This window comes from Streptomyces sp. BL1 (assembly GCF_057628045.1).
On record NZ_JBXYWZ010000002.1, the window covers coordinates 4,807,001 to 4,832,756 of the forward strand.

Here is a 25,756-nt window from a genome sequence, read left to right on the forward strand (position 1 = left end):
CGCCGACCCGCAGGCCCGGTAGCCGGGGTCAGCCCAGCGCCGCGGTGAGCTCCGCCGCGAGCCGCGGATCGTCGAAGCGCTCGACGCGCACTTCGTCGCAGCCCACCCAGCCGGCCGCCTCCCACAGCGCCTGCGCCATCGGCCGCACCGCCTTCGGACCCGCCATGGACACCTGGCGTGCCACGAGAGTCCGCCCCTCGCGGGCCGGGTCGACCCTGCCCTGCAGTTTGCCGCCGGCCAGCAGCGGCATCGCGAAATAGCCGTGCACCCGCTTCGGCTTCGGCACATACGCCTCCAGCCGGTGCGTGAAGCCGAACATCCGCTGCGTACGCGGCCGGTCCCAGATCAGCGAGTCGAACGGGGACAGCAGCGTCGTACGGTGCCGGCCGCGCGGTGCCGCCTCCAGGGCCGCCGGATCCGCCCATGCGGGCTTGCCCCAGCCGGCCACCTCGACGGGCACCAGCCCGGTGTCCCCGACGACCGCGTCGACCTGGTCGCCCTTCAGCCGGTGATAGTCCGCGAGGTCGGCGCGGGTCGCCACGCCCATCGCGGAACCGGCCTGCTCCACGAGGCGGCGCATGCACTCACGGTCGTCGATGTCGTCGTGCAGCAGGGCGTCCGGGACGGCCCGCTCCGCCAGGTCGTACACCCGCTTCCAGCCGCGCCGCTCCGTGCACACGACCTCGCCGGTGTCGAGCAGCCACTCGACGGCGATCTTCGTCTCGGACCAGTCCCACCACTCGCCGCCGTTCCGGCCGCCGCCCAGCTCGGCCGTGGTGAGCGGGCCCTCGGTCTTCAGGCGGTCCCGGACGTACGCGCAGGAGCCCTCGCGGTCCTGCATGGAGTGCCAGCGGCGGCCGCGCTCCTTGAACGCCCGCCGCCGGAAAGCGAAATGCGGCCACTCCTCGACCGGGAGGATGCACGCCGCGTGCGACCAGTACTCGAAGCTGTGTCCGTCCGACCAGTACGCCGACTCCACGGTGTCCCGTCCCACCGCGCCCAGCCGCGCGTACGGAATCAGCTCGTGCGAGCGGGCCAGCACCGAGATGGTGTCCAGCTGCACGGCGCCCAGCCGGCGCAGCAGTCCGCGCACACCGGCGCGGCGGTCCGGCGCGCCGAGCAGCCCCTGCGCGCGCAGTGCGATCCGGCGGGCCTCGTCAGCGGAGAGCGAAAGAGCGGCGTTCGGCATGCGGCACACCCTAGGGGCTGCCACTGACAGCACGGTCAGCGTGCGTCGGACGCCTCCGGGGCGCCCGCGGGGCCGGTGCGCGCGGGCAGATAGGGGGTGTGCGACATGCGCCCCCTGTCCGATGGCAGCAGGGCAGCGATCCGGGCGTCCCGGCGCGTGCCCCTGTGCACTATGCGGGCGCGCTGCACGCCCTCCTCCACGAATCCGAGCCGCCGTGCGACGGAGAGCGAGCCCTCGTTGCCCACCTGCGCGACCCACTCCAGGCGCTCCACGCCGAGCGTGCCGAACGCCCACTCGGTGACGGCGTGTCCCGCCTCGGCCGTGTAGCCGCGGCCGCGCTGCTCCTTGGCCGTCCAGAAGCCGATCTCGGCCTGCCGCTCGGGGGCGCGCAGCAGCTCCAGCCGCACCAGACCCATGGAACCGACCAGCGCACCCGTGTCCTTGGTGAAGACGCCGAAGTTGTACATCGTGTCGTCGCGCCAGCCGAGTGCGCTGACGCCGAGGACGAACTGCTCGGCGTGGACGCGCTCGTACGGCTCGGGGAGCGGGATCCAGCGCAGGATCTCCGGGTCCTGGCAGGCCTCCGTCACCGCGTCCACGTCCCGCTCGTCGAGCGGGCGCAGCAGGAGGCGAGCGGTGCTCAGCGTGATCGGGTCCATCCCCCGATTGTGCCGCCGCGGTGCGGCCGTTGTGGCCGGTACGTGAGGATCGCCGGCGGGCTGTGGCCCCGCGTGCCGCACGGCACCTTCCGGGGCTCCGGCACGTTAGGGGTACAGGGGGCCTCGCCCCTGCAATACGATGGCCGGTGCGGCAGGGCCCTCGGCAACGAAAGAGGACGCCGTGCCCGCGCACTGACCGTGCCAGGCCCGACCGGCAAGGAGCCACCCCAAGTGTCCGTCTTCGGCAAGCTCATGCGCGCAGGTGAAGGGAAGATCCTGCGCAAGCTGGACCGCGTCGCGCGGCAGGTGAATTCCATCGAAGAGGACTTCGTGGGCCTGTCGGACGCCGAGCTCCGGGCGCTCACCGACGAGTACAAGCAGCGGTACGCGGACGGCGAGAGCCTCGACACGCTGATGCCGGAAGCGTTCGCGACCGTGCGCGAGGCCGGCAAGCGCGTGCTGGGGCAGCGCCACTTCGATGTGCAGATCATGGGCGGTGCCGCCCTGCACCACGGCTACGTCGCGGAGATGAAGACCGGTGAGGGCAAGACCCTCGTCGGCACGCTGCCCGCGTATCTGAACGCGATCTCCGGTGACGGTGTGCACATCATCACGGTCAACGACTACCTCGCGCAGCGCGACTCCGAGTGGATGGGCCGGGTGCACCGGTTCCTCGGCCTGGAGGTCGGCTGCATCGTCGCGAACATGACGCCGCAGCAGCGCCGTGAGCAGTACAACTGCGACATCACCTACGGCACGAACAACGAGTTCGGCTTCGACTACCTCCGCGACAACATGGCGTGGTCGAAGGACGAGCTCGTGCAGCGCGGCCACAATTTCGCCATCGTCGACGAGGTCGACTCGATTCTGGTCGACGAGGCGCGTACGCCTCTCATCATTTCGGGTCCCGCCGACCAGGCGACGAAGTGGTACAGCGATTTCGCCAAGCTGGTGAAGCGGCTGGAGCTCGGCGAGGCCGGCGACCCGCGGACGCAGAAGCCGGAGACCGGCGACTACGAGATCGACGAGAAGAAGCGCACCGTCGCCATCCACGAGTCCGGTGTGGCGAAGGTCGAGGACTGGCTGGGCATCGACAATCTCTACGAGTCGGTGAACACCCCGCTGGTCGGTTATCTCAACAACGCCATCAAGGCCAAGGAGCTCTACAAGAACGACAAGGACTACGTCGTCATGGACGGCGAAGTCATGATCGTCGACGAGCACACGGGCCGTATCCTCGCCGGCCGCCGCTACAACGAGGGCATGCACCAGGCGATCGAGGCGAAGGAAGGGGTGGAGATCAAGGACGAGAACCAGACGCTCGCCACCATCACCCTGCAGAACTTCTTCCGCCTCTACGACAAGCTCTCCGGCATGACCGGTACGGCCATGACCGAGGCCGCGGAGTTCTACCAGATCTACAAGCTCGGTGTGGTGCCGATCCCGACCAACCGCCCGATGGCGCGCGTCGACCAGGCCGACCTGATCTACCGCACCGAGGTGTCGAAGTTCGACGCGGTCGTCGACGACATCGCGGAGAAGTTCGAGAAGGGCCAGCCGGTGCTGGTGGGCACCACCTCGGTCGAGAAGTCCGAGTACCTGTCCAAGCAGCTCGACAAGCGCGGTGTCCGGCACGAGGTGCTGAACGCGAAGAACCACGAGCGCGAGGCCGTGATCGTCTCCGAGGCCGGCCGTAAGGGCTCGGTCACCGTCGCCACCAACATGGCCGGCCGTGGTACGGACATCAAGCTCGGCGGCAACGCCGACGGCATCGCCGAGAAGGAGCTGCGCGCCAAGGGCCTGGACCCGGAAGAGCACATCGACGAGTGGGCCGCGGCGCTGCCCTCCGCGGTGGAGAAGGCGGAGCGGGCCGTCGAGGCCGAGTTCGAAGAGGTCAAGCACCTCGGCGGGCTGTACGTGCTGGGCACCGAGCGGCACGAGTCGCGCCGTATCGACAACCAGCTGCGCGGCCGTTCCGGACGTCAGGGCGACCCGGGCGAGTCCCGCTTCTACCTGTCGCTGGGCGACGACCTGATGCGGCTGTTCAAGGCGCAGATGGTCGAGCGCGTGATGGCGATGGCCAACGTCCCCGACGACGTGCCCATCGAGAACAAGATGGTCACCCGCGCGATCGCCTCGGCCCAGTCGCAGGTCGAGCAGCAGAACTTCGAGATCCGGAAGAACGTCCTCAAGTACGACGAGGTGCTCAACCGGCAGCGCGAGGTCATCTACGGCGAGCGGCGCCGCGTCCTGGAGGGCGAGGACCTGCGTGAGCAGGTGCGGCACTTCATGGACGACACGATCGACGCCTACATCCAGGCCGAGACCGTCGAGGGCTTCGCCGAGGAGTGGGACCTGGACCGGCTGTGGAGCGCGTTCAAGCAGCTCTACCCGGTGAAGGTGACGGTGGAGGAGCTGGAGGAGGCCGCGGGCGACCGCGAGGGCATCACCTCCGACTTCATCATCGAGTCCATCAAGGACGACATCCACGAGCAGTACGACGCGCGCGAGGAGGAGCTGGGCTCCGACATCATGCGTGAGCTCGAGCGGCGCGTGGTGCTGTCGGTGCTGGACCGCAAGTGGCGCGAGCACCTCTACGAGATGGACTACCTCCAGGAGGGCATCGGCCTCCGCGCGATGGCCCAGAAGGACCCGCTGGTCGAGTACCAGCGGGAGGGCTACGACATGTTCCAGGCCATGATGGAGGGCATCAAGGAGGAGTCCGTCGGCTACCTGTTCAACCTGGAGGTCCAGGTCGAGCAGCAGGTCGAGGAGGTCCCGGTCGAGACCGCGGCGGCCCCGGAAGAGCGGGCGTCGCTGGCGAAGGAGCCGCGGGACGCGGCCCCGGCGGGTGCCGCTCCGGCCATCCACGCGAAGGGCCTGGACGAGCCGCAGCGCCCGGACCGGCTGCACTTCTCCGCGCCGACCGCCGAAGGCGGCGTCGTGGAGGGCGAGTTGGAGACCGACGGCAGTCCGTACCGCTCCGAGGCGGACGGCATGACCCGTGCCGAGCGGCGCAAGGCCCAGAAGGGCAAGCGGCGCAAGAAGTAGCGCTTGACGCGACATGAGCCGCCCGGGTCCCGGAAGGGGCCCGGGCGCTCGTGCGTCCGGGGCCGGAGGCGTCACGGGCTATGCCAGGCCGTCCAGTTCGAGGGCGGTGCAGCGCCAGCGGGGGCCGGTGTCGCAGGTCTGCAGGCGGAAGGCCATCACCCGCCGGTGCCGCCCCGCCGCGATCCGCGCGAACGCCTCGACCGCCCCCTCGCAGGGGCGCTGCGCTCCGACTCCCACCAGTACGGGCGCCGTACGGTCCGTGCCGCGTGCGGCGAGCGGCGCCTGCGGGGCGATCCGGTTCAGCTGCTCGTAGACGGCGGGCGAGACATGCCGCAGCAGGGCGTGGACCGGGCGGCGCCCGCTCAGGACGAGGAGCAGCTGCTGGGCGAACCACTGGTGCGGCAGATGGGAGTGGGCCGGAGCCGCGGCGGGCGGCCGCCCCGTGCGGCCCCCGGGGCGGCGCGTGTCCCGGCGTCCGGGCGGACGCGCGGGGCCGCCCGGGCCCGTGGTGGTGCGGGCGCCGGCGGAGGCCGCGGTGCCGGCGCGGGCAGGAGCGGGAGCAGGCGTGGCGGTCGGGGCCGCGGCGGGTGCCGTGGCCGGAGGTGTGGGCGGAGCCGTGGTCAAGGGCCGGGCCGTGGTCAGGCGCCGGGCCGTGGTCGTGGGCCGTGCAGTGGTCATGGTGTCCCCCGGTGGCGGGCCGTGCGGCGGCCGCCGGTGCGGTCGCGTCGAACCGGTTGTAGCGGGGGTGATCACGGCGCCGCAATGTCCTCCGGGGCGGGTGCCGGGCCGCCGGAACAGTTCACCTATCAGTCGTGCCGGTGTCTGCGGGGTTGACCCCGCGCGTCGGTCACCTGCGGGTTCCCCGGGCGGAGGCGCGCGGCCGCGCGCGGGCGCTGCCCTTATCCTGGCGTGGCAGACCGTCCGGCCATACACGAAAGCGGCAGCCATGCGCGTCTATGTCCCTCTGACCCTTCCCGCTCTCGAAGAGGCGCACAAGGCGGGTGAGTTGGGGGCGGACCAGGGAGAGGTCCGTGCCTACGCGGTCACGCCCGCGCTGCGCGAATGGTATGTGTCCGAGGACGCCGAGGAGCTGGAGTACGCGGCGCTCGGCAGGGCCGCGCGGGCCTCGCTGCGCCTGCTCGCCCTCGACCCGGCCGCGCCGCGGCTGCGCGTGGTCGTGGCCGTGGACGCCTCCGACAGCGCGGTGACCGCGGCCCCGTACGACGCGCTCGGCGACGAGGCGCTGGGCGAGGTGCGGATCGCGGGGCCGCTCCCGATGGCGAAGGTGGCGGCGGCGCATGTCGACGCGCGGCTCGCCGAGCGGGATGTGACCGCGGCGGCGGAGGCGCTGGGCGCGGCCGATCTGGGCGACGACGACGCGTCGTTCACGGTCGACGGTGCCGAGGACCACGAGCTGCTCTGGTACGCGACGCAGGAGATCCCCGGCCTGTTCGGCTGACGCCCGGAGGGGACGCCCCGAGGGGCGGGCGCGGCGCCCCGGACCGTACGGGCGTCCTGAGTGCGGCCGGGGCGGCAGTAATTCCGTATCCGTTGTCGGACCCTGCACGTACCGTCGTGCACATGGGATCGGGGAACGAAAACGGACGGCGCGCGCATCTGGTGTGGGACTGGAACGGCACGCTCCTGCACGACATCCACGCGGTCATCGACGCCACGAACGCCACGTTCGCGGAGCTCGGCATGGAGCCCATCACGCTGGAGCGGTACCGCGATCTGTACTGCGTGCCTGTGCAGCGGTTCTACGAGCGGCTGTTGGGGCGGCTGCCCACCGAGGCGGAGTGGGAGGTCATGGACGAGGTCTTCCACCGTGAGTACGCGCTGCGGCTGGAGGGCGTGGCCCTGGCCGACGGTGCGGCGGAGCTGCTGGGGGCGGGGGCCGCGGCGGGGCGGACCCAGTCGCTGTGCTCCCTCGCGCCGCACGCGCAGCTGCTGCCGCTGGTGCGCACGCACGGCATCGAGCGGCACTTCCTGCGCGTCGACGGCGTCGGCGGACCGCTGGACGTGCTCCCCGGAGGGCGGGGCAAGGGCCCACAGATGGCGGCCCATCTGCGGGAGCTCGCCGCGGCGGGCGGGGTCGACCCCGCGCGTACGGTCGTCATCGGCGACGCGGCGGACGACGCGCTGGCGGCCCGGCACGCGGGCGCCGGCGCGGTGCTCTACACCGGCGGCTCGCACAGCCGCGCCAGCCTGGCGGAGACCGGGGCGCCGGTCGTCGACAGTCTGGCGGAGGCCGTCGAGGTGGCGGAGGAGATAGCGGTCAGGGGCTGACCGGGGCCTTCGCGCGCAGCACGGTGAGGAATTCGCGCATCCAGGCGGAGTGGTCGACCCAGGAGCGTGAGGAGATGAGTGTGCCGTCGACCACGGCCTCGGCGTCCTTGTACGTCGCGCCGGCCGCCTGTATGTCCATCTCCAGCGCCGGATAGGCCGTGACGCGGCGGCCGTTGAGGCCTCCGATGGCGGCTGTCAGCAGCGGGCCGTGGCAGATCTGTGCGACGGGCTTGTCGGCGTCGAAGAACGCCTTGAGTATCTTGCGCAGTTCGGCGTCGTTGCGCAGATATTCGGGCGCCCGGCCGCCGGGGACGACCAGCGCCACGTAGTTCCCGGGGTCGACTTCGGAGAAGGCGAGGTCGGAGGGCCAGGTGTAGCCGGGCTTCTCGGTGTAGGTGTCGAAGCCGTCCTCGAAGTCGTGCACGACGAACTGCAGCTTCTTCCGCGAGGGGGCGGCGATGTGCACGTTGTAGCCCTCCTCGCGCAGCCGTTGGTACGGGTAGAGGACTTCCAGCGACTCGGCTGCGTCGCCGGTGACGATGAGGATGTTCGCGGTCATGCTGGCCACCTCCGGAGCGGTTCGGATGCCGTGCCCGACTGCTGTGCCCGATCTGCTGTGCCTGACTGCTGTGTCCAATGTGCGCCTGACTGCTGTGCCCAACGTGCTCCGGAGCGGCGGTTTTGCCAAGCGTGCGGGCCGGTCCGGAGCCGGACGGGAGCAGCGTTCCGGCACACAGCACGTTCCGGCTCCCGGCGCGCTGTCCGGATCGTCAAAGTCGGGCACCGGGTTTTGTACACATACGGACCATGACGGGCACCGGGTGCGGGGCGATAGCCTTACGTACGTGATCAGCGCGATATCCCCCGGAGGCGGCGTCGAGGACGCGGCCTCCGACGCGCGCCCACCGCGCAACAGCGCTCGGTGCGCCGCTGGTCGTTTTCCGCGGCCCGGCGCAGAACCCGAGCGGACACCCCCGCGTTCCGCGCCGTGCCTTCGCCATACCCGACGTCACGCAACGGCGCGCGACAGGAGCCAGAGGACATGCAGACCAAGCTGGACGAAGCAAAGGCCGAGCGGCTCGCAGAGGCCGCACGGGTAGCTCAGCAAAGCTCCGCCGGGGGAAATCACCCGGTACAGGGCCTTGAGAACGGCGCCCTGGAGGCGCTCCTCCAGCGCTACTACCTGCACACGGCCCCCGAGGACCTCGCCGACCGCGACCCGGTCGACATTCTCGGCGCCGCGCTCGCCCATTACCGCCTCGCCCAGGACCGCCCGCAGGGCACCGCGAACGTACGGGTCTACACCCCGTCCGTCGACGAGCACGGCTGGACGTGCACCCACACCGTGGTCGAGGTCGTCACCGACGACATGCCGTTCCTCGTGGACTCGGTCACCAACGAGCTCTCCCGGGACAGCCGCGGCATCCACGTGGTCATCCACCCGCAGGTGGTGGTCCGCCGCGATGTGACCGGCAAGCTGCTCGAGGTGCTGGACGCCGGCCGCGACCCGTACCGCCCGGATGGCGAACGGCAGCGCGAGGAGCTGCCGCACGACGCGGTCACCGAGTCCTGGATCCATGTCGAGATCGACCGGGAGACCGACCGGGAGGATCTGCAGCGCATCAACGGCGATCTGCTGCGCGTCCTGTCCGACGTCCGGGAGTCCGTCGAGGACTGGCAGAAGATGCGGACGGCCGCCGTGCGGATCGCGGACGAGCTGGAGGAGGAGCCGCTCGCACCGGATCTGGCGGACCAGGAGGTCGGCGAGGCGCGGGAGTTGCTGCGCTGGCTGGCCGACGACCACTTCACCTTTCTCGGGTACCGCGAGTACGCACTGTCGGAGGAGGACGCGGACGACGAGGAGGAGCTGGTCCTCTCGCCGGTCCCCGGGTCCGGTCTCGGCATCCTCCGCTCGGATCCGCACCACACCGACTCCACGGGCGAGGGCCACCCCGTCTCGCCGTCCTTCAACCGGCTGCCGGCCGACGCCCGGGCCAAGGCCCGCGAGCACCGGCTGCTGGTGCTGACGAAGGCCAACAGCCGCTCGACGGTGCACCGTTCCTCGTACCTCGACTACGTCGGGGTGAAGAAGTTCGACGCCGACGGCAACGTGGTCGGTGAGCGACGTTTCCTCGGGCTGTTCTCGTCCGCCGCGTACACCGAGTCGGTGCGCCGGGTGCCCGTCGTGCGCCGCAAGGTCGAGGAGGTGCTGGCCACTTCGGGCTTCACGCCGGACAGCCACGCCGGGCGCGACCTGCTGCAGATCCTGGAGACGTACCCGCGCGACGAGCTGTTCCAGACGCAGGCCGACGAGCTGCGCTCCATCGTGACGTCGGTGCTCTATCTGCAGGAGCGCCGGAAGCTGCGGCTGTACCTGCGCCGCGACGAGTACGGGCGCTACTTCTCCGCGCTGGTCTATCTGCCGCGGGACAGGTACACGACGGGCGTACGGCTGCGGCTGATCGACATTCTGACCGAGGAACTCGGCGGCAAGAGTGTCGACTTCACCGCCTGGAACACCGAGTCGGTGCTGTCCCGGCTGCACTTCGTCATCCGGGTCGAGCCGGGCGCCTCGCTGCCCGAGCTGAGCGACGCCGAGGCCGACAGGATCGAGGCCCGTCTCGCCGAGGCGGCGCGCTCGTGGGCCGACGGTTTCTCGGAGGCCCTGGTCGCCGAGTGCGGTGAGGAGCAGGCCGCGGAGGTCAGCCACCGGTGGGGCGCGCAGGCCTTCCCCGAGGGCTACAAGGCGGACTTCGCGCCGCGTGCCGCCGTCGCCGACCTCCAGCACATCGAACGTCTGGAACGCGGCGCGAAGGGCCGCGAGGACGCCGGGGACGGCGACTTCTCGCTCAGCCTGTACGAGCCGGTGGGCGCGGCACAGGGCGAACGCCGCTTCAAGATCTTCCGTACGGGCCGTCCCGTCTCGCTGTCCGCCGTGCTGCCCGTGCTGCAGGCGCTCGGTGTCGAGGTCGTCGACGAGCGGCCGTACGAACTGCGCGCCAACGACCGCACCCGCGCCTGGATCTACGACTTCGGGCTGCGGCTGCCCGCCGTGACGATGGAGCGCCAGCACGAGCTGGGCGAGGAGGCGCGCGAGCGCTTCCAGGAGGCCTTCACCGCCGTCTGGACGGGCAAGGCGGAGAACGACCTGCTCAACTCCCTCGTGCTGTCCGCCGGGCTGACATGGCGGCAGGCGATGGTGCTGCGCTCGTACGCCAAGTACCTGCGGCAGGCGGGCGCCACGTTCAGCCAGAGCTACATGGAGGACACCCTCCGGCACAACGTGCACACCACACGTCTGCTGGTCAGCCTGTTCGAGGCGCGCATGTCGCCGGGGCGCGCGCGGGCGGGCCACGAGCTGACCGACGGGCTGCTGGAGGAGCTGAACGGCGCGCTGGACCAGGTGGCGAGCCTGGACGAGGACCGCATCCTGCGGGCCTTCCTCACCGTCATCAAGGCCACGCTGCGCACGAACTACTTCCAGAAGGACCGGTTCGGCGAACCGCACGACTACATGTCGGTCAAGCTGGACCCGCAGGCGATCCCCGAACTGCCCGCGCCCCGCCCGGAGTACGAGATCTGGGTGTACTCGCCGCGCGTCGAGGGTGTGCACCTGCGCTTCGGCAAGGTCGCACGCGGCGGTCTGCGCTGGTCGGACCGGCGGGAGGACTTCCGTACGGAGATCCTCGGGCTGGTCAAGGCGCAGGAGGTGAAGAACACCGTCATCGTGCCGGTCGGCGCGAAGGGCGGCTTCGTCGGCAAGCAGCTGCCCGACCCGGCAGTGGACCGCGAGGCGTGGCAGGCCGAGGGCATCGCCTGCTACAAGACCTTCATCTCCGGTCTGCTCGACATCACCGACAATCTGGTCGGCGGCGAGGTCGTGCCCCCCGAGGACGTGGTCCGCAGGGACGGCGACGACACGTACCTGGTCGTCGCGGCCGACAAGGGCACGGCGACGTTCTCCGACATCGCCAACGAGGTCGCCGAGGCGTACGGCTTCTGGCTCGGCGACGCCTTCGCCTCCGGCGGTTCCGCGGGCTACGACCACAAGGGCATGGGCATCACCGCGCGCGGCGCGTGGGAGTCCGTCAAGCGGCACTTCCGCGAGCTGGGCCACGACACGCAGACGCAGGACTTCACGGCGGTCGGCGTCGGCGACATGTCCGGCGACGTGTTCGGCAACGGCATGCTGCTGTCCGAACACATCCGGCTGGTGGCCGCGTTCGACCACCGGCACATCTTCCTGGACCCGGAGCCGGACGCCGCCACCTCGTACGCCGAGCGCCGGCGGATGTTCGAACTGCCGCGCAGCTCCTGGGCGGACTACGACACCGACCTGATCTCGGCGGGCGGCGGCGTGCACCCGCGCAGCGCCAAGTCGGTGCCGATCACCCCGCAGGTGCGGACCGCGCTCGGCATCGACGCCGGGGTCACCAAGATGACGCCGGCCGAACTGATGCGGGCCATCCTGCGCGCGCCGGTCGACCTGCTGTGGAACGGCGGCATCGGCACGTACGTGAAGGCGTCCACCGAGACGCAGGCGGACGTCGGCGACAAGGCCAACGACTCCATCCGCGTGGACGGCCAGGACCTGCGGGTCAAGGTCGTCGGCGAGGGCGGCAACCTGGGCCTGACCCAGCTGGGCCGGATCGAGTACGCGCGGGGCGGCGGGCCCACCTCCAGCGGCGGGCGTACCAACACCGACGCCATCGACAACAGTGCCGGTGTGGACACCTCGGACCACGAGGTGAACATCAAGATCCTGCTCAACTCGGTCGTCAGGAACGGCGACATGACGGTCAAGCAGCGCAACAAGCTGCTGGCCGGCATGACCGACGAGGTCGGCGAGCTGGTGCTGCGCAACAACTACGCGCAGAACACCGCGCTGGCCAACGCCGTCGAGGGCTCGCCCAGCCTGCTGCACGCTCACCAGCGGTACATCAGGAAGCTGGTCAAGGACGGCAAGCTCAACCGCTCGCTGGAGTTCCTGCCGGGCGACAAGCAGATCCGCGAGCGGCTGGCCAACAGCCAGGGCCTCACACAGCCCGAACTGGCCGTCCTGTTCGCCTACACCAAGATCACGGTGACGGACGAGCTTGTCCGTACCGGGCTGCCGGACGACCCGTACCTGCAGCGGCTGGCGCACGCGTACTTCCCGCAGCCGCTGCGGGAGCAGTTCGCCGAGGAGATCGACGCGCACGCGCTGCGCCGCGAGATCGTCACCACGGTGCTCGTCAACGACACGGTGAACACCGGCGGAACGACCTTCCTGCACCGGCTCAAGGAGGAGTCCGGCGCCTCGACGGAGGAGATCGTGCGGGCGCACACCGCGGCCCGGGCGATCTTCCGGCTCGGCGACATCTGGGACGCCGTGGAGGCGCTGGACAACCAGGTCTCCGACGAGATGCTCACCAGCATCCGGCTGCACTCCCGGCGGCTGGTCGAGCGGGGCACCCGCTGGCTGCTCAACAACCGCCCGCAGCCGCTCCAGCTGGCCGAGACCATCGAGCTGTTCCGGGACCGGGTCGAGGAGGTCTGGAGCGAGCTGCCCAAGCTGCTCAAGGGTGATGACCAGGAGGTCTTCCAGGAGCTGTACGAGCAGCTGGAGAACGCGGGCGTGCCGGCCGAACTGGCGCTGCGGGTGGCGGGTCTCGAAGCCGCCTTCCCGGCGCTGGACGTGGTCGCCGTGACGGGGCGTACGGACAATCCGCTGCTGGACGTCGCCGCGGTCTACTACGACCTCGCCGACGAACTCGGCATCACGCAGCTCCAGTCGCGGGTCAGCGAGCTGCCGCGCGCCGACCGCTGGCAGTCCATGGCGCGGGCCGCGATCCGCGAGGACCTGTACGCCGCACACCAGCTGCTGACGGCCGACGTGCTGGCGGCGGGCAGCGAGGATGCGACGCCGGGCCAGCGGTACGAGGCGTGGGAGGAGAAGAACGCCACGGTGCTCTCCCGTGCGCGGGCGACGCTGGACGAGATCCAGTCCTCCGACACGTTCGACCTGGCGAACCTGTCCGTGGCGATGCGCACCATGCGGACGCTGCTGCGCAGCAACCGCTGACAGTTCTGCACCGACAGCGCTGACAGTCCGGCGCCGGCGGTGCTGACAGTCCGGCGCTGAACGTGATGAAGGGGCGGGCGGTTTTCCGCCCGCCCCTTCGGCTGTCCGCGGGTCCGGCTGTCCGCGCGCCGGTCACGCCGTCTTGGCGGGTGCTTCCCCGGGTGCGGCCGTCCGCTCCGCCTCGGCGGCGTGCGCGGGAGCCGGACGCATGGACAGCGTCAGGTCGTTCGTGGCGGTGAAGCGCAGCCGTGCGGCCGTGCCGCCCAGGGCGACGGGCGGAGTGACGTCCGTACCGCGGCGGTCCGCCAGGTCGCCCAGGATCCGGCCGACCCGGACGGCCGGGGCCTCGCCGCCGGGGCGCAGCCACAGGTCCCAAGTGACGTTCCCCGCCCCGGAGTCCAGGGCGGCCGGAAGGTCGTAGGGGAGCTCGGCCTCGACCACGGGCGCACGGTCACCGTCGTGCTTCTCCCGTACCCGTACGGGGAGTTCGAAGCTGTGCTCGTCCTCCGAGCGCGCCACGGCCACGAGCGAGCACTCCGCACCGTCCCCCGCCGTGCCGGCCCCGTCCGTCCCCTCCACGGCGGCGTCGGCCCCCTCTCCGGCGGCGGGCGGTGCGGCGGCGCTGCCGTACAGCATCGCCCGGATCCGGAAGCCGCGCCTGTCCAGCGTGATCCGGTCCACTTCGGCGTGCCCCCGCCGGTGCCAGGCGTGCACGGCCAGATAGCCGTCCCGCGTGGTGTACGGCACCCAGGGCACCAGCGCGCCGTCCCCGTCCAGCGGGACGGGAGCGCTCAGCAGGCGCGCGGTCTCCACCAGTTCGGCGTGTACGCGCCGGCGCCGTCCGTCCGCGGCGCGCTCCACGTACGTGTCCCAGCGGGCCTCCGGCAGGAGCGCGTGTGTGCCGCGTTCCACGCGCACGGTGACCCAGCGGCCGTCGTCGCCGCCGGAGGCCGGCAGCGGGACGCGTACGGGCTCGGCGTCCGGCATGTGCCGGGCCCGGAGCAGCAGGGACCGTTCACCGTACGGCAGTTGGGCCGCGTCCAGCCGTACGGTCAGCGAGCCGTCCGCCTCGGCCCGTACGCGGGCACGCTGGCGGCGCAGACCGGACCCCGGAACGGGGCGCTGTCCGCGCAGCATCCGCGCCACGGGCCGGGCCACCGGTGCGACAGTACGGCGCACACGGCGGCGCAGCGGCGGCCGTCCCGCGGGCCGTACGGGCAACGGGACGACGGGCGGCGGGAGTTCGGCCGCGTCCCTGCGGCGCGGGGACAGATTGGCGCTGAGCTGTTCGATGAGCCGCTCGTACTCGGCGGCGATCCTGTCGGGCGCGTAGCGCTGTGCACGCTGGAGGGCCTCGCGGCCCATCCTGTGCCGCAGCGCGGGGTCCTCGATGAGCTGAAGCAGCGCGTCGGCGTACGAGCGGACGGTTGCGCGCTCGTCGTCGGCGAGCGGCGAGAGCAGTCCGTCCCGGCCGTGGGTGATGATCTCGCCGGGGCCGTACGGGCAGTCGGTGCTCACCACGGGCACGCCGCAGTGCATCGCCTCGACGAGGGTCATGCCGAACGACTCGGCGCTGGAGGACACCGCGGCGATGGCGCCCTTGGCCCACTCGGCCTCGATGGGGGAGTGCGGGCCCATCAGGAAGGCGCGGTCGGACAGGCCGAGGCTGTCGATCAGCGCGCGCAGCTGGTCCTGGCGCCTCCCGCGACCATACAGACGCAGCCGCCAGTCCGGGTGCTTTTCGGCCACCAGCGCGAAGGCGCGCAGCAGCCGGTCGTAGCGCTTGATCTTCAGGAGCCGTCCGGCGGCGACGATCAGTTTGCTGTCGCCGTCCGAGGGTTCCACGTCGGGAGCCGGCACGGCGTTGGGTATGCAGAGGACCGTGACGCCGCTGCGGCCGGGCTGTGAGCGGCTCCCGGGGACCGTCGCGCGGTATCCGGCGGCGTCGGCGTACGAGACGGTGACGAACGCGTCAAGCCGCGTGATGGCGGCGTCCTGCTGCGCGCGTATGTGCGGACTGTGCATCTCGTGCGTCAGGTGCTCCTGGCCGATCCGCAGGTACCGGTCGCTGCCGTGGGCGGCCAGCGCGTCGACGAGCTTGGGGCGTGTGGCGATGACCACATCCGCGTCGGTGCCGCGCAGATAGTCGCGGAGGCGGACGTCGCCGAGGTGGGTGGCGATGCCGCGTTCGAAGTGGTCGGAGCCCTCGGTGAAGCGGGCGCTGGGGCGGTGGAAACGGGGGTCGTCGCCGTCGTAGGCGGGGGAGTCGCGGCGCAGGTCGATCAGCGGGGTGAGGGTCACCCGCGGGTCGAAGGGCAGGGCGGTGCTGCTGACGTGCTGCCGGACGCTCACGACCTCGACGGTGTGCCGTGCGGCGAGCGCGCGCGAGAGGTTCACGGTCGACCGGATCGTGCCCCCGATCCCGTACGCGTTGTCCAGCAGGAAAGCGATCTTCATGTCCGGTCGGCGTCCTTACCCGTGTGGCGCTCCGGGCATGGCGGATGCCCGATTCACAGGTATTTTTCCCTCGATGTAGTGAAGATGCGACTTGGCGGGATAAGGACCATGAGGGCGGCAAAGACGGCGTAGGCCCCATGCGTGGCCTGCTGGTCTGTTTCGATCCGCTCAGTGGCCGGTGGATGGCTGATTTCGCTCTTTCGGGCTGCCGAATGCCTGCCCCATGTCCCAAACGGCACGCGGCACGCCTACCGTCTGAGGCAATGTCCTCCGACACCATCAACCTCCCCCGCCTCTCCGCCGCTCACGCGGACGAGTCGTCCCCCACGGGCAAGCCGGCTGTCGTCCCCCCGCCGGCCAAGGGTGCCGTCCGCGATCCGTTCTTCGACAACGCCAAGTACCTGTTGGTGGTGCTCGTCGTGATCGGGCACAGCCTGGGGCCGATCGCCGGTGACATGCGTGCGGTGACGGCCGTCTACATGGTCGTGTACGCGTTCCACATGCCGGCGTTCGTGATGATGTGCGGCTATTTCTCCCGGAGCTTCACGGGCCGGCCCGACCAGGTGCGGAAGCTGATCACGGGCGTACTGCTGCCGTATCTGGCCTTCTATGTGATCTATCAGCTGATGTACAAGCTGGCCTGGGGCAGAGAGTTCAAGATCTCCATCACGGAGCCGGAGTATCTGCTGTGGTTCATGATGGCGCTGCTGCTGTGGCGGCTGACCGCTCCGGTGTGGCGGGCCGTGCGCTGGCCCGTGGCGATCACCGTGCTGGTCTCGATCGGCGCCGGACTCACCAACACCGGTTATGACCTGGGTCTTTCGCGGGTCCTGATGTTCCTGCCGTGGTTCGTGCTGGGGATGCAGCTGCGCCGTGAGCACTTCCGGGCGCTGCGCTCCCGGATCCCCAAGCGCTGGGCGTTCGTGGCGATGACCGCCGCGCTCGGAGGCGCGTGGGTGGTCTCGCCGTACGTCACGTCCAACTGGCTGCTCATGCAGATGGGCAACGACGATCTGAAGGTGTCCGCGCCCGTCTACGCCGGCATGCGGATCCTGCTGTTCGTCCTGAGCGGTGTGCTGACCGTCGCGTTCCTCGCGCTGGTGCCGCGGCGCGAACTGCCCATCACGGCCCTCGGCGCCGTGACCATGTTCCCGTACCTGCTGCACGGCCTGGTCGTGAAGACCTTTGAGGGGCTGGGGGGTTACGAGTACGTGTACAACGCGGGGGTGATCGGTGCCGCCGTGCTGGTGTGCGCGGCGGTCGCGCTCGCACTGCTGCTGAGCACCGCCCCCGTGCGTTACGCTCTCCGCCCACTCGTCGAACCGCGGTTCCCGCGCTGGCTGGAACCCGTCTCGCCGGGACAGCACCGGCGTACTGCCTTCGACGCCTTCGATCCGTCGGCCCCGGCTTCCCGGACGTCCAACAGAAGTTGAACCACCGGTGGACGTCGCGGGTCGCCTGCGGGAACCTCTCCGGCCGGGCACGGTTCGATGTGCGAATCCAGGCAGTGGACCGCTATACATGGCCGAGGGGCTTAGGCTGCCCTGAGATGCTCCCGTCGTCTGAGGAGATGCGCTCCGCATGACAACCGCAGCAACACCTACCGACAGCAACACCGCCGCAGAGGAGAATCTGCCCAAGCCGCAGAGTTTCTACGACGTCAAGGGCTGGTTCTTCAACGGCGATGTCGTCCTTTTCGACTGGTTCCTCGAGCGCCAGCGGCGCCTGGAACAGCAGGGTGACCTGCTCGAAATGGGCGCATACATGGGGAAGAGCGCGATCATGATGCGCTCGTACCTGCGCGATGAAGAGACGTTCACCGTTTGTGACCTCTTTGATTCCGAGGCCCCCGACGAGCACAACCAGAGCGAGATGCACGGCTCTTACTCCACGCTCACCCGCCGTGCTTTCGAGGCCAACTACCTCTCCTTCCACGATGAGTTGCCGCGCATCATCCAGGCGCCCACCTCGGTCGTTCCGGACAAGGTCGAGGACGACAGCTGCCGCTTCATCCACATTGACGCCTCGCACCTGTACGAGCACGTGTGGCCGGACATCGCGGCCGCCCGCAACGCGCTGAAGGACGACGGCATCGTCGTGCTGGACGACTACCGGTCCGAGCACACGCCCGGCGTCTCCTGCGCGACCTGGCAGGCCGTCACCGAGGGTGACCTCAAGCCGATCTGCGTCAGCGGGCAGAAGTTCTACGGCACTTGGGGCGACCCGAAGCCCGTGCAGGACGAGCTGTACAAGCAGCTCAAGGAGCGCGGCGACTGCTGGCTGCAGATGCAGGAGGTCGCCGGGCACAAGCTGCTGCTCGCCGTCGGCAAGAAGGCGAAGCGCCCCGCGCTGCCGGTCTCGCGGCACGCGAAGAGCGGCGCCGCGAAGGTCGCACGGCAGACGGCCCCGGTCGAGTCCAAGGGCGCGGCCCCGCGTGCCGCGGTTCCGGCACCGGGCTCCTCGCGGGCCAAGAAGCTCGCGAAGGACCTGCTGCCGCCGATCGTGACGCGCGCCATCGTGCGCAATCGCAAGCGCGGTTGACGGTCACAGGCACGTTTGACGGGGCCCGGGACACACTCCCGGGCCCCTCGGCGTAGGTGCGACAGGCGGGTGTTCGCGGATGTGACAACGTCCGTGACTGCGCGTACTGTCCCGCGCATGATGTGGCGGAATACCTCATTCAGCAGCGCACGGAGCGGAGCGGCGCGGACGGGCCGGGCCATCCCGGAGGGGTAGCTGTCCGACGCAGTGCCGCGCCGTTCCCGTGCCGCCGAGAAAGGTCGTCCCCACACTCATGGTGCCTCGCCTCACGGTCATCGTTCCCGTACGCGATGTCGAGCCGTACCTCGACGCCTGTCTGAACTCCCTCGCAGGGCAGACCCTGACCGACCTCGAGGTCGTCGTGGTCGACGACGGTTCGCGCGACGATTCCGCGGCCCTCGCCCGGCAGTTCGCCGACGCGGACGCACGCTTCCGGGTACTGACGCAGCCGCGTACGGGACCCGGCGCCGCCCGTAACGCGGGAGTGCGCGCCGCCAGCGCCGGCACCGAGTTCCTGGCCTTCGTCGACGGCGACGACGTCGTGCCCCCGCAGGCGTACGAGCGGATGCTGGGCTCGCTCGACGAGACCGGCTCGGACCTCGCGGCCGGCAACGTCATGCGGCTGCGCACCAACGGCGAGCTGCGGCAGTCCTCCTGGCTGTACCGGCCGGCGCGCAGACCCCGTCTCGGGGTGCACATCAGGGACGACCACGCCCTGCGGCACGACCGTACGGTGTGCAACAAGGTCTTCCGGCGGTCCTTCTGGGACAGCCACGGGTTCGCCTTCACGGAGAGCGGTCTGGACGAGGTGCTGGCCGTCGTGCAGCCGGCGCACCATCTGGCCGCTTCCGTCGATGTGTTGAACGACACCGTGTACCACTGGCGGGAGCGCATCGGGGTGCACCAGGCGGCCACCACGGCGCGCCGCTCCTCACCCGGCGGCATCCGCGAACAGGTGGCGGCCGTCCAGGCGGTGAGCAGCTTCCTCGCCGAGCACTACGGCGACGCCGAACCGGAGCACAAGCGGGCCTTCGACGGGCTGGCGCTCTCCAGCCACCTGTGGCCCTACGTGGAGTCCCTGTCGACCGGCGACCAGGACTACCACCAGGAATTCCTGCGCCAGGCCAACAACTTCGCCGACACCGTCGACCCCTCCGTACTCGCCGGACTGCCGCTGCATCTGCGGGTCAAATGGCGGTTGATCCGGGAGCGCAGGATCGCCGCCCTGCTGGACCTCCTGGAATTCGAACAGGACAATCACAGGGCGTTCTCCGTACGCGGTCTGCGGCGCAGACTCGCGCACTATCCGACCGTGCCGGACGGTGCCGTCCCGCGCGAGATGCTCGCTCTCGACAAGCGCGACCTGCCGCTCGTCAGCCAGCTCCAGGAAGCCGTGTGGCGCGACGGCAAGCTGCACCTCAAGGGCTATGCGTACGTGCGGAACCTCCCTGCCGACGTGCGGCGCAGATCCCTGAAGACCGCCGTCGTGCGGCTCGGCAGACGGCGTGTGCTGCCGCTGCGGGTGCGCACCGTGCCCTCCCCGGAGGCCACGTACCAGTCGCGCCAGGACCTGCACCGGTACGACAGGGCGGGCTTCGAGATCGTCGTCGACCCGCGCAGGCTGCGCACCAAACGGCGCAGCGCCACATGGCAGTTGGACATCGCACTGCTGCACGGCAGTCTGGTGCGGCGCGGCGGGCTCGGCACCGACAGCGGTGTGACCGCGCCCGCGGTGCACTATCTGGACGACCACACGCGTGTCGTCCCCTCGTTCCGCAAGAAGCGTCTCCAGCTGCAGGTCGAGCATGTGCCGGCGCGGCTGGACGGGCACAGCCGGGAGGGCGACGCGGTCCGGCTGGACGGTGCCGTACGGAACGACGAGGCCGCGGGCGAGGAGGCCCGGCTGCAGATCAGCCACTGGCACTCCGACGCCGAGGTGAGCTGCCCCGTCGTCTGGGGCGAGCACACCGGTCAGGGCGGCGAGTGGCAGCGGTTCAGCGCCCTCGTGCCGCTCGCGGAGATCGAGGACGCGCGGCTGCGGCAGCCGTCCGTCGAGGAGGGCGGCAGGGCGCCGCGGCGCACCGAACCGTGGGCCGTACGGCTGGTGTTCGGCGGCGAGCCGGGCGAGCAGGGAACCGGCAGGCCGGCCGTGGCGGACACGGACGGCGCCGACGGCGCTGAGCTCGCGAACGGCGCCGTGACCGGCGCGGAGGCCGCGGACGAGAGCCCCGACGAGAGCGAGGGCGCCAACGAGCGCCGCTACTCGCTGGCGGTGCGGGGCCGCACCGAGCTGGGCCGCTACCCGCTGGGCACCGATCTGCGGCTGGGCGGTCTGACGCGCGAACTGTGCGTCACCGTCAGCACGTACGGCAATCTGCAGCTGTGCGACCAGACGCTGCAGCCGGTCGCCGACACGGCGTTCTGGCGCAGCGCCGACGAGCTCGTCGTGGAGGGCAGTTACCCGCGCCAGGAGGGCGCCGGCACGGAGGACACCGAGTCGGTCCAGCTGGTGCTGCGGCACAGCAAGACGCTCACCGAGGCGGTGCTGCCGGTCACCCTGAAGGACGACCGGTTTCACGCCAGAGTGGCGCCCGCCGCCGTGCCGGGAGCCGGCAGCAGGCTGCCGCTGGGCGAAGGGCACTGGTACCTCTTCTTCCGCGACAGGGGCGCCACCGACATCCACCGGGACGCGCCGGTACGGCTGCTGCCCGCCGAGCACAACACCCTGCCACTGCAACGCACCCTGGGCGGCCGGGAGTTCACGCTGGAGCGCAGGTTCCACGACCGGCTGCTGCTGGTGTCCGGGTCCGTGCTGGAGCCCGAGGACCGCGGCGGCTACCGGCAGCGCAAGCTGCGCGGCGAGTACACCCGGAAGTACGCCGAGAAGCCGCTGTGGCCCACCGTGCTCTACAGCAGCTTCGACGGCCGGCAGTTCTCCGACTCCCCGCGCGCGGTGTACGAGGAGCTGGTCTCCCGGGACACCGGTCTGGAGCACCTGTGGGTCGTCGCCGACCAGCAGGCCGAAGTACCGGCAGGCGCGCGGGCGGTGACGCGGAACAGCGCCGAGTGGTACGAGGCGCTGGCCAGATCGCGCTACATCGTCACCAACGGGCAGCTGCCCGACTGGTTCCGCAAGCGGGAGGGCCAGTACGTCGTACAGACCTGGCACGGCACCCCGCTGAAACGGATCGGCAAGGACCTGGAGGGCGGCGAGTTCTCCAACCCGGTCTACATCGCGTCGCTGGCCGAACGCTCGCGGCAGTGGAGCCTGCTGGTCTCCCCGAACAGCTTCAGCACGCCCATCCTGCGCCGGGCCTTCATGTACGAGGGCGAGATCCTGGAGTCCGGCTACCCGCGCAACGACCTGCTCTTCTCCGCACAGCGGGAGAAGCGGGCCGCCGAGGTGCGCGAGGAGCTGGGGCTGCCGCAGGACAAGAAGATCGTGCTGTACGCGCCGACGTGGCGGGAGGACCGTCCGCTCGGCTTCCAGAAGTACGAGATGGACTTCCGGCTCGACCTGGAGGCGGCCGAGAAGGCGCTGGGCGACGACACCGTGCTGCTGGTGCGCAAGCACTACATGGTGTGCGGCCCGGTGCCCGGCGCGACGAGCGGCGGCTTCGTCCGGGACGTCACCAACTACCCAGATGTCAACGCCCTGTTGCTCATCTCCGACGTGCTGGTGACCGACTACTCGTCGCTGATGTTCGACTTCGCGCAGACCGGCAGGCCGATGCTGTTCTACACGTACGACCTGGAGCGGTACCGGGACACGCTGCGCGGCTTCTACTTCGACTTCGAGCAGCAGGCGCCCGGACCGCTCATCGAGTCCGGTGAGGAACTGATCGAGGCGCTGCGCAACCCCGAGCGGGCGACAGCGCACCACCAGGACGCGTACGAGGAGTTCTGCCGCACCTTCTGCGATCTCGACGACGGCAGCGCCGCCGCTGCCGTCGCCGGTCGCATGCTGGAGTCCCGCAGGCCGCTGAGCCCGTGAGTCCGGTCAGCCCGTGACCCCGGCGCCCTCCGCCGTCTCGGTCTCCGGGGCCGGCGGGGTGCCGGCCGGGACGGCGGCGGGCGCGGGCGTACGGGCCTCCAGGGGGAGCGGCGGCCCGGGCTCCTCGCCGAGGATCACCCTGCGCACCACGCGCTCCGCGGCGTGTCCGTCGTCGAAGTCGCAGAAGCGCTCCCGGAATCCGGCGCGCAGCCGCTGCGACCGCTCGCCGTGCCAGGCGCCGGTGGAGAAGATGTCGATCAGTTCGTCCTCGGTGCGCGCGACCGGACCGGGCGGGGTCTCCATGAGGTCGAAGTAGGTGCCGCGTGTCGCCCGGTACGTCTCCCAGTCGTCGGCGTGCACGACGACCGGCCTGTCGAGGTGGGCGTAGTCGAACATGATGGACGAGTAGTCCGTGATCAACGCGTCGGCGGCGAGGCAGAGTTCCTCGACCGACGGGTGCCGTGAGACGTCGATGACGGCGTCCGAGGCCCCGCCGGAGCCGGTCTGTTCGTAGAAGTAGTGCGGCCTCGCGAGGATCACGTAGCCGGGCCCCAGCGTGCGGGTGATCCGCTCCAGGTCGAGGCGGGGTACGTAGCCGCGCTGGTAGTCGCGGTGGGTGGGGGTGTAGAGCACCGCCGTGGCGCCGTCGGGGATGCCCAGCTCCGCACGGATGCGGGCGACGTCGCCCGCGGTGGCGTTGTACAGCACGTCGTTGCGCGGATAGCCGTAGTCGAGCGACTCGAAGTCCGAGGGGTACGCGCGCTCCCACATGAGCGTGGAGTGCCGGTTGGAGGAGAGGCTGTAGTCCCAGCGGTCGACGCTCCTGAGCAGCCTGCCGAAGTTCATGCCGGCGCCGCTCGCGGGGTAGTCCTGCTGGTCGAGGCCCATGTGCTTGAGCGGGGTGCCGTGGTGGGTCTGCAGATGGACCTGGCCGGGCCGCTTCGCCCACTGGGCGGCGAAGTTGACGTTGTTGACGAAGAACTTGCCGCGGGCGAGGGCCGTCCAGAACTCCTTGGAACCCGGGTGCAGGCGCTGCACCCCGGCCGGCAGGGTGTCGGCGTACTCGGGGGTGGTGATCCACGCGGTGCGGACGTGCGGCGCGAGCTCGCGGACCTTGGCCTCGATGGCGGCCGGGTTACACGCGTAGCCCTTGTTCCAGTACGCGGCGAAGACGGCGAGGTTCTCGTCGACGGGCAGCCGCTGCTGGAGCTTGTAGTGCGCGCGCAGTCCGGCCTTGCGGGCGTTCCCGTACAGGGTGCGGGCCCTGCCGCGCAGCTTTCCGCGCAGCTGTTCGGCGGTCCACAGGCCGTCGAAGGCGCGCCGGGCGCCGCGCCGCACGAGCTGGTGCCGCAGCTTGGTACGGCGACCGTACGGAACGGGCGCTGCCGGAGCCGGTACGTCGTCGCCGGGCAGGAAGCGGCGCGCCTGGTCGCGGCTGCGCCGGAAGAACTCGGCGCGCGCGGACCCGGGGAGCCGGCCGGGCGTGTTGTAGACGGTGGTCAGATGGTCGACCATCCGGCGGTAGACCATGTGCCGCCACGGGGCGAGTTCGGGGTGCTCGTCGAGGAAGGCGAAGACCCGCTCGTACTGTTCGAAGATGTCGAAGTGCTTGCGGCTCGTGGTGCCGAGGATGTTGCCCTGCCGCCGCTGGCGGTAGTGCACGCAGACCCGGTCGAGGACGGCGAGCGAGTCGGCGGCCATGAGTGCCGGGTAGCTCCAGGGCGCGTCCTCGTAGAAGCCGGCGGGGAAGGTGAGGCCCTGTTTCTCGACGTACTCCCGCTTGTAGGCCTTGTTCCACACGACGCCCAGCAGCATCATCAGGCGCGGCCGGTCGGTCAGCGTGAACACCGCCGGGCCCTGCTGGGAGAGCAGTTCGGAGCGGGGGTTCCGCTCGATGTGGCCGTCCCAGAACGTACGCGCGTAGTCGTACAGCAGTACGTCGGGGCCGCCGGTGGCGTCCAGCCTGTCGGCGACCGCCTGGAGGGAGCCGGGTGTCAGCGTGTCGTCGCTGTCGAGGAAGAGCAGATAGTCACCTGTCGCGTGCCGCATTCCGGCGTTGCGCGCGCGGCCGAGCCCGACGTTCTCCTCGAGATGAACGGCGGTGATACGGGGATCCTCCCCGGCCGCTCTGTCGATGATCTCGCCGCAGCTGTCCGGGGAGCAGTCGTTGACGGCGATCAGCTCGAAGTCCCGGAAGGACTGGGTGCGTACGGAGTCGAGGCACTCGCGGAGGTAAGCCTGCACATTGTGGGCGGGGACGATGACGCTGAAGCGGGGCAACGGGACATCCACTCGTCGACATATTGCGGGATCGGTAGTCACCGTAGGGAACGGCTGTCCGGAGTGTCGACCCAGAGCTGTCCATTTTGTGGTCAAAAGAGGTGGGTCTCTACGGGAGTGTTGCCAAGAATTGGTCCTGATGGACCACGAGCCGTAACCAAGTTCAATCAGCGGGGTTGAACCCGCCGACTCGCGGTCAACTCGCCTTTATCCAGCGTTAACTGACTGGCCGTGTGGACGGCACTGTCGATGCCGCGCGCGAGGGACGGTCCGGCACGGGGGAAAGCACAGGGTGAGTGATGATGGACTCTATGTGACAACCCGGCAGCGGGTGCGTATATTCCCGGACATGGAGTTGCGTAACGCCATTAATGGTGCACTTCGATCAGCCACTGGCTATGAGCTTCGCCGCGCGCAGCCGCGCACCAAGGGGGTCGCTCCGCCGCCTCCCGCAAAGCCGCAGCCCAGCCGTCCCCGGCCCAAGCCGCTCAGCTTCCCGGACGATTACGACGAGGAGGCGAAGGAGATCATCAGGGCCGTCAAGCCCTACACGATGACCTCCCACGAAAAGCTCAACGCCCTGATCTACGCCGTGCGTTACGTGGTGCGGCACAACATCCCGGGCGACATCGTCGAGTGCGGCGTGTGGCGCGGCGGCAGCATGCAGGCCGTTGCCAAGACCCTGCTCAGCAGCGGTGTGAAGGACCGCGACCTGCACCTGTTCGACACGTTCGAAGGCATGTCCGAGCCCACGGCCGAGGACGTCCGCGGCCGCGACGGCAAGTCCGCCGCCGAACTCCTCGCCACGCACGGCAAGGACCGCGCGGTCTGGGCGATGGCCGGCCTGGAGGACGTCCAGGAAGGGCTGCGCGCCATCCCCTATCCCTCCGACCGGCTGCACTTCGTGCGGGGCAAGGTCGAGGACACCGTCCCCGGGAACGCGCCGGAGCAGATCTCCATCCTCCGGCTGGACACCGACTGGTACACCTCCACCAAGCACGAGCTGGAGCACCTCTACTCGCGGCTCGTCAGCGGCGGCGTGCTGCTCCTCGACGACTACGGGTACTGGGAAGGCGCCAAGCAGGCCGTCGACGAGTTTCTGGAGGAGACCGGCGAACAGCTGCTGCTGCTCCGGATGGCCTCGGGCCGTATCGCGGTCAAGCAGTGAAGCGGTTCCGGACGGCGGCCGGGCCCGGCCGCCGCGGACTCTAGAGGAAGGCTGAGTACGTCCA

At 70.3% G+C, this 25,756-nt stretch carries 14 protein-coding genes; 8 read left to right on the forward strand and 6 right to left on the reverse strand.

The annotated features are described in order from the left end of the window. Positions 1–28 precede the first annotated feature (28 nt). Both AC3AGO_RS21175 and AC3AGO_RS21180 read right to left on the reverse strand, forming a co-directional pair. Positions 29–1,189 carry a winged helix-turn-helix domain-containing protein gene (locus AC3AGO_RS21175; protein ID WP_487821796.1) on the reverse strand — a complete coding sequence of 387 codons (1,161 nt, stop codon included), beginning with the start codon at positions 1,187–1,189 and terminating at the stop codon, positions 29–31. Between the two features lie 35 nt (positions 1,190–1,224). Continuing rightward, the gene (locus AC3AGO_RS21180; protein WP_487821797.1) at positions 1,225–1,848 is read right to left on the reverse strand and encodes a GNAT family N-acetyltransferase; all 624 of its coding nucleotides are present in this window, start codon (positions 1,846–1,848) and stop codon (positions 1,225–1,227) included. 231 nt (positions 1,849–2,079) lie between these two features. Here AC3AGO_RS21180 and secA point away from each other — a divergent pair, with 231 nt between their 5' ends. Then, entirely contained in the window at positions 2,080–4,899 is a 2,820-nt protein-coding gene (gene secA / locus AC3AGO_RS21185; RefSeq protein ID WP_487821798.1) for a preprotein translocase subunit SecA, read from the forward strand. A gap of 78 nt (positions 4,900–4,977) precedes the next feature. Here the strand turns inward: secA and AC3AGO_RS21190 are convergent, their stop codons facing one another. Continuing rightward, entirely contained in the window at positions 4,978–5,577 is a 600-nt protein-coding gene (locus AC3AGO_RS21190) for an Rv3235 family protein (RefSeq protein WP_487821799.1), read from the reverse strand. Positions 5,578–5,845: 268 nt separating this feature from the next. Here AC3AGO_RS21190 and AC3AGO_RS21195 point away from each other — a divergent pair, with 268 nt between their 5' ends. Together AC3AGO_RS21195 and AC3AGO_RS21200 are read left to right on the forward strand one after the other, a co-directional pair. After that, a complete protein-coding gene (locus tag AC3AGO_RS21195) occupies positions 5,846–6,358 on the forward strand; it encodes a DUF6912 family protein (protein WP_487821800.1) in 513 nt (170 codons plus the stop codon). Positions 6,359–6,480: 122 nt separating this feature from the next. Further along, positions 6,481–7,188, forward strand: a complete 708-nt coding sequence (locus tag AC3AGO_RS21200) for an HAD family hydrolase (protein ID WP_487821801.1) — start codon at positions 6,481–6,483, stop codon at positions 7,186–7,188. On the opposite strand, the gene AC3AGO_RS21205 is transcribed toward AC3AGO_RS21200, so the two are convergent. Beyond that, positions 7,178–7,747: a DJ-1/PfpI family protein gene (locus AC3AGO_RS21205; RefSeq protein WP_487821802.1), complete on the reverse strand. Its 570-nt coding sequence runs from the start codon at positions 7,745–7,747 to the stop codon at positions 7,178–7,180. The two genes, AC3AGO_RS21200 and AC3AGO_RS21205, sit on opposite strands and share 11 nt — an antisense overlap. Before the next feature lie 483 nt (positions 7,748–8,230). On the opposite strand from AC3AGO_RS21205, the gene AC3AGO_RS21210 reads away from it, so the two are divergent. After that, positions 8,231–13,252: an NAD-glutamate dehydrogenase gene (locus tag AC3AGO_RS21210; protein ID WP_487821803.1), complete on the forward strand. Its 5,022-nt coding sequence runs from the start codon at positions 8,231–8,233 to the stop codon at positions 13,250–13,252. A 132-nt stretch (positions 13,253–13,384) separates the two neighbouring features. Here AC3AGO_RS21210 and AC3AGO_RS21215 read toward each other — a convergent pair whose 3' ends face one another. Next, complete coding sequence (locus tag AC3AGO_RS21215; protein ID WP_487821804.1) at positions 13,385–15,709, reverse strand: glycosyltransferase; 2,325 nt, start codon at positions 15,707–15,709, stop codon at positions 13,385–13,387. A 263-nt stretch (positions 15,710–15,972) separates the two neighbouring features. On the opposite strand from AC3AGO_RS21215, the gene AC3AGO_RS21220 reads away from it, so the two are divergent. The 3 genes from AC3AGO_RS21220 (at position 15,973) to AC3AGO_RS21230 (ending at position 22,244) form a co-directional block, all read left to right on the forward strand. After that, positions 15,973–17,142, forward strand: a complete 1,170-nt coding sequence (locus tag AC3AGO_RS21220) for an acyltransferase family protein (RefSeq protein ID WP_487821805.1) — start codon at positions 15,973–15,975, stop codon at positions 17,140–17,142. 148 nt (positions 17,143–17,290) lie between these two features. Then, a complete protein-coding gene (locus AC3AGO_RS21225) occupies positions 17,291–18,250 on the forward strand; it encodes a class I SAM-dependent methyltransferase (protein WP_487821806.1) in 960 nt (319 codons plus the stop codon). Between the two features lie 253 nt (positions 18,251–18,503). Beyond that, the gene (locus AC3AGO_RS21230; RefSeq protein ID WP_487821807.1) at positions 18,504–22,244 is read left to right on the forward strand and encodes a bifunctional glycosyltransferase/CDP-glycerol:glycerophosphate glycerophosphotransferase; all 3,741 of its coding nucleotides are present in this window, start codon (positions 18,504–18,506) and stop codon (positions 22,242–22,244) included. 6 nt (positions 22,245–22,250) lie between these two features. On the opposite strand, the gene AC3AGO_RS21235 is transcribed toward AC3AGO_RS21230, so the two are convergent. Continuing rightward, positions 22,251–24,524 carry a bifunctional glycosyltransferase/CDP-glycerol:glycerophosphate glycerophosphotransferase gene (locus tag AC3AGO_RS21235; RefSeq protein WP_487821808.1) on the reverse strand — a complete coding sequence of 758 codons (2,274 nt, stop codon included), beginning with the start codon at positions 24,522–24,524 and terminating at the stop codon, positions 22,251–22,253. A 349-nt stretch (positions 24,525–24,873) separates the two neighbouring features. On the opposite strand from AC3AGO_RS21235, the gene AC3AGO_RS21240 reads away from it, so the two are divergent. Further along, a complete protein-coding gene (locus tag AC3AGO_RS21240) occupies positions 24,874–25,692 on the forward strand; it encodes a TylF/MycF/NovP-related O-methyltransferase (protein WP_487821809.1) in 819 nt (272 codons plus the stop codon). The last annotated feature ends 64 nt before the right edge of the window (positions 25,693–25,756 follow it).

Excerpts from the sequence above, each read along its gene's own strand:
- AC3AGO_RS21175 (WP_487821796.1), bottom strand. The coding sequence starts at position 1,189 with ATGCCGAACGCCGCTCTTTCGCTCTCCGCTGACGAGGCCCGCCGGATC.
- AC3AGO_RS21180 (WP_487821797.1), bottom strand. The coding sequence starts at position 1,848 with ATGGACCCGATCACGCTGAGCACCGCTCGCCTCCTGCTGCGCCCGCTC.
- AC3AGO_RS21190 (WP_487821799.1), bottom strand. The coding sequence starts at position 5,577 with ATGACCACTGCACGGCCCACGACCACGGCCCGGCGCCTGACCACGGCC.
- AC3AGO_RS21195 (WP_487821800.1), top strand. The coding sequence starts at position 5,846 with ATGCGCGTCTATGTCCCTCTGACCCTTCCCGCTCTCGAAGAGGCGCAC.
- AC3AGO_RS21200 (WP_487821801.1), top strand. The coding sequence starts at position 6,481 with ATGGGATCGGGGAACGAAAACGGACGGCGCGCGCATCTGGTGTGGGAC.
- AC3AGO_RS21205 (WP_487821802.1), bottom strand. The coding sequence starts at position 7,747 with ATGACCGCGAACATCCTCATCGTCACCGGCGACGCAGCCGAGTCGCTG.
- AC3AGO_RS21210 (WP_487821803.1), top strand. The coding sequence starts at position 8,231 with ATGCAGACCAAGCTGGACGAAGCAAAGGCCGAGCGGCTCGCAGAGGCC.
- AC3AGO_RS21215 (WP_487821804.1), bottom strand. The coding sequence starts at position 15,709 with ATGAAGATCGCTTTCCTGCTGGACAACGCGTACGGGATCGGGGGCACG.
- AC3AGO_RS21220 (WP_487821805.1), top strand. The coding sequence starts at position 15,973 with ATGTCCTCCGACACCATCAACCTCCCCCGCCTCTCCGCCGCTCACGCG.
- AC3AGO_RS21225 (WP_487821806.1), top strand. The coding sequence starts at position 17,291 with ATGACAACCGCAGCAACACCTACCGACAGCAACACCGCCGCAGAGGAG.
- AC3AGO_RS21230 (WP_487821807.1), top strand. The coding sequence starts at position 18,504 with ATGGTGCCTCGCCTCACGGTCATCGTTCCCGTACGCGATGTCGAGCCG.
- AC3AGO_RS21240 (WP_487821809.1), top strand. The coding sequence starts at position 24,874 with ATGGAGTTGCGTAACGCCATTAATGGTGCACTTCGATCAGCCACTGGC.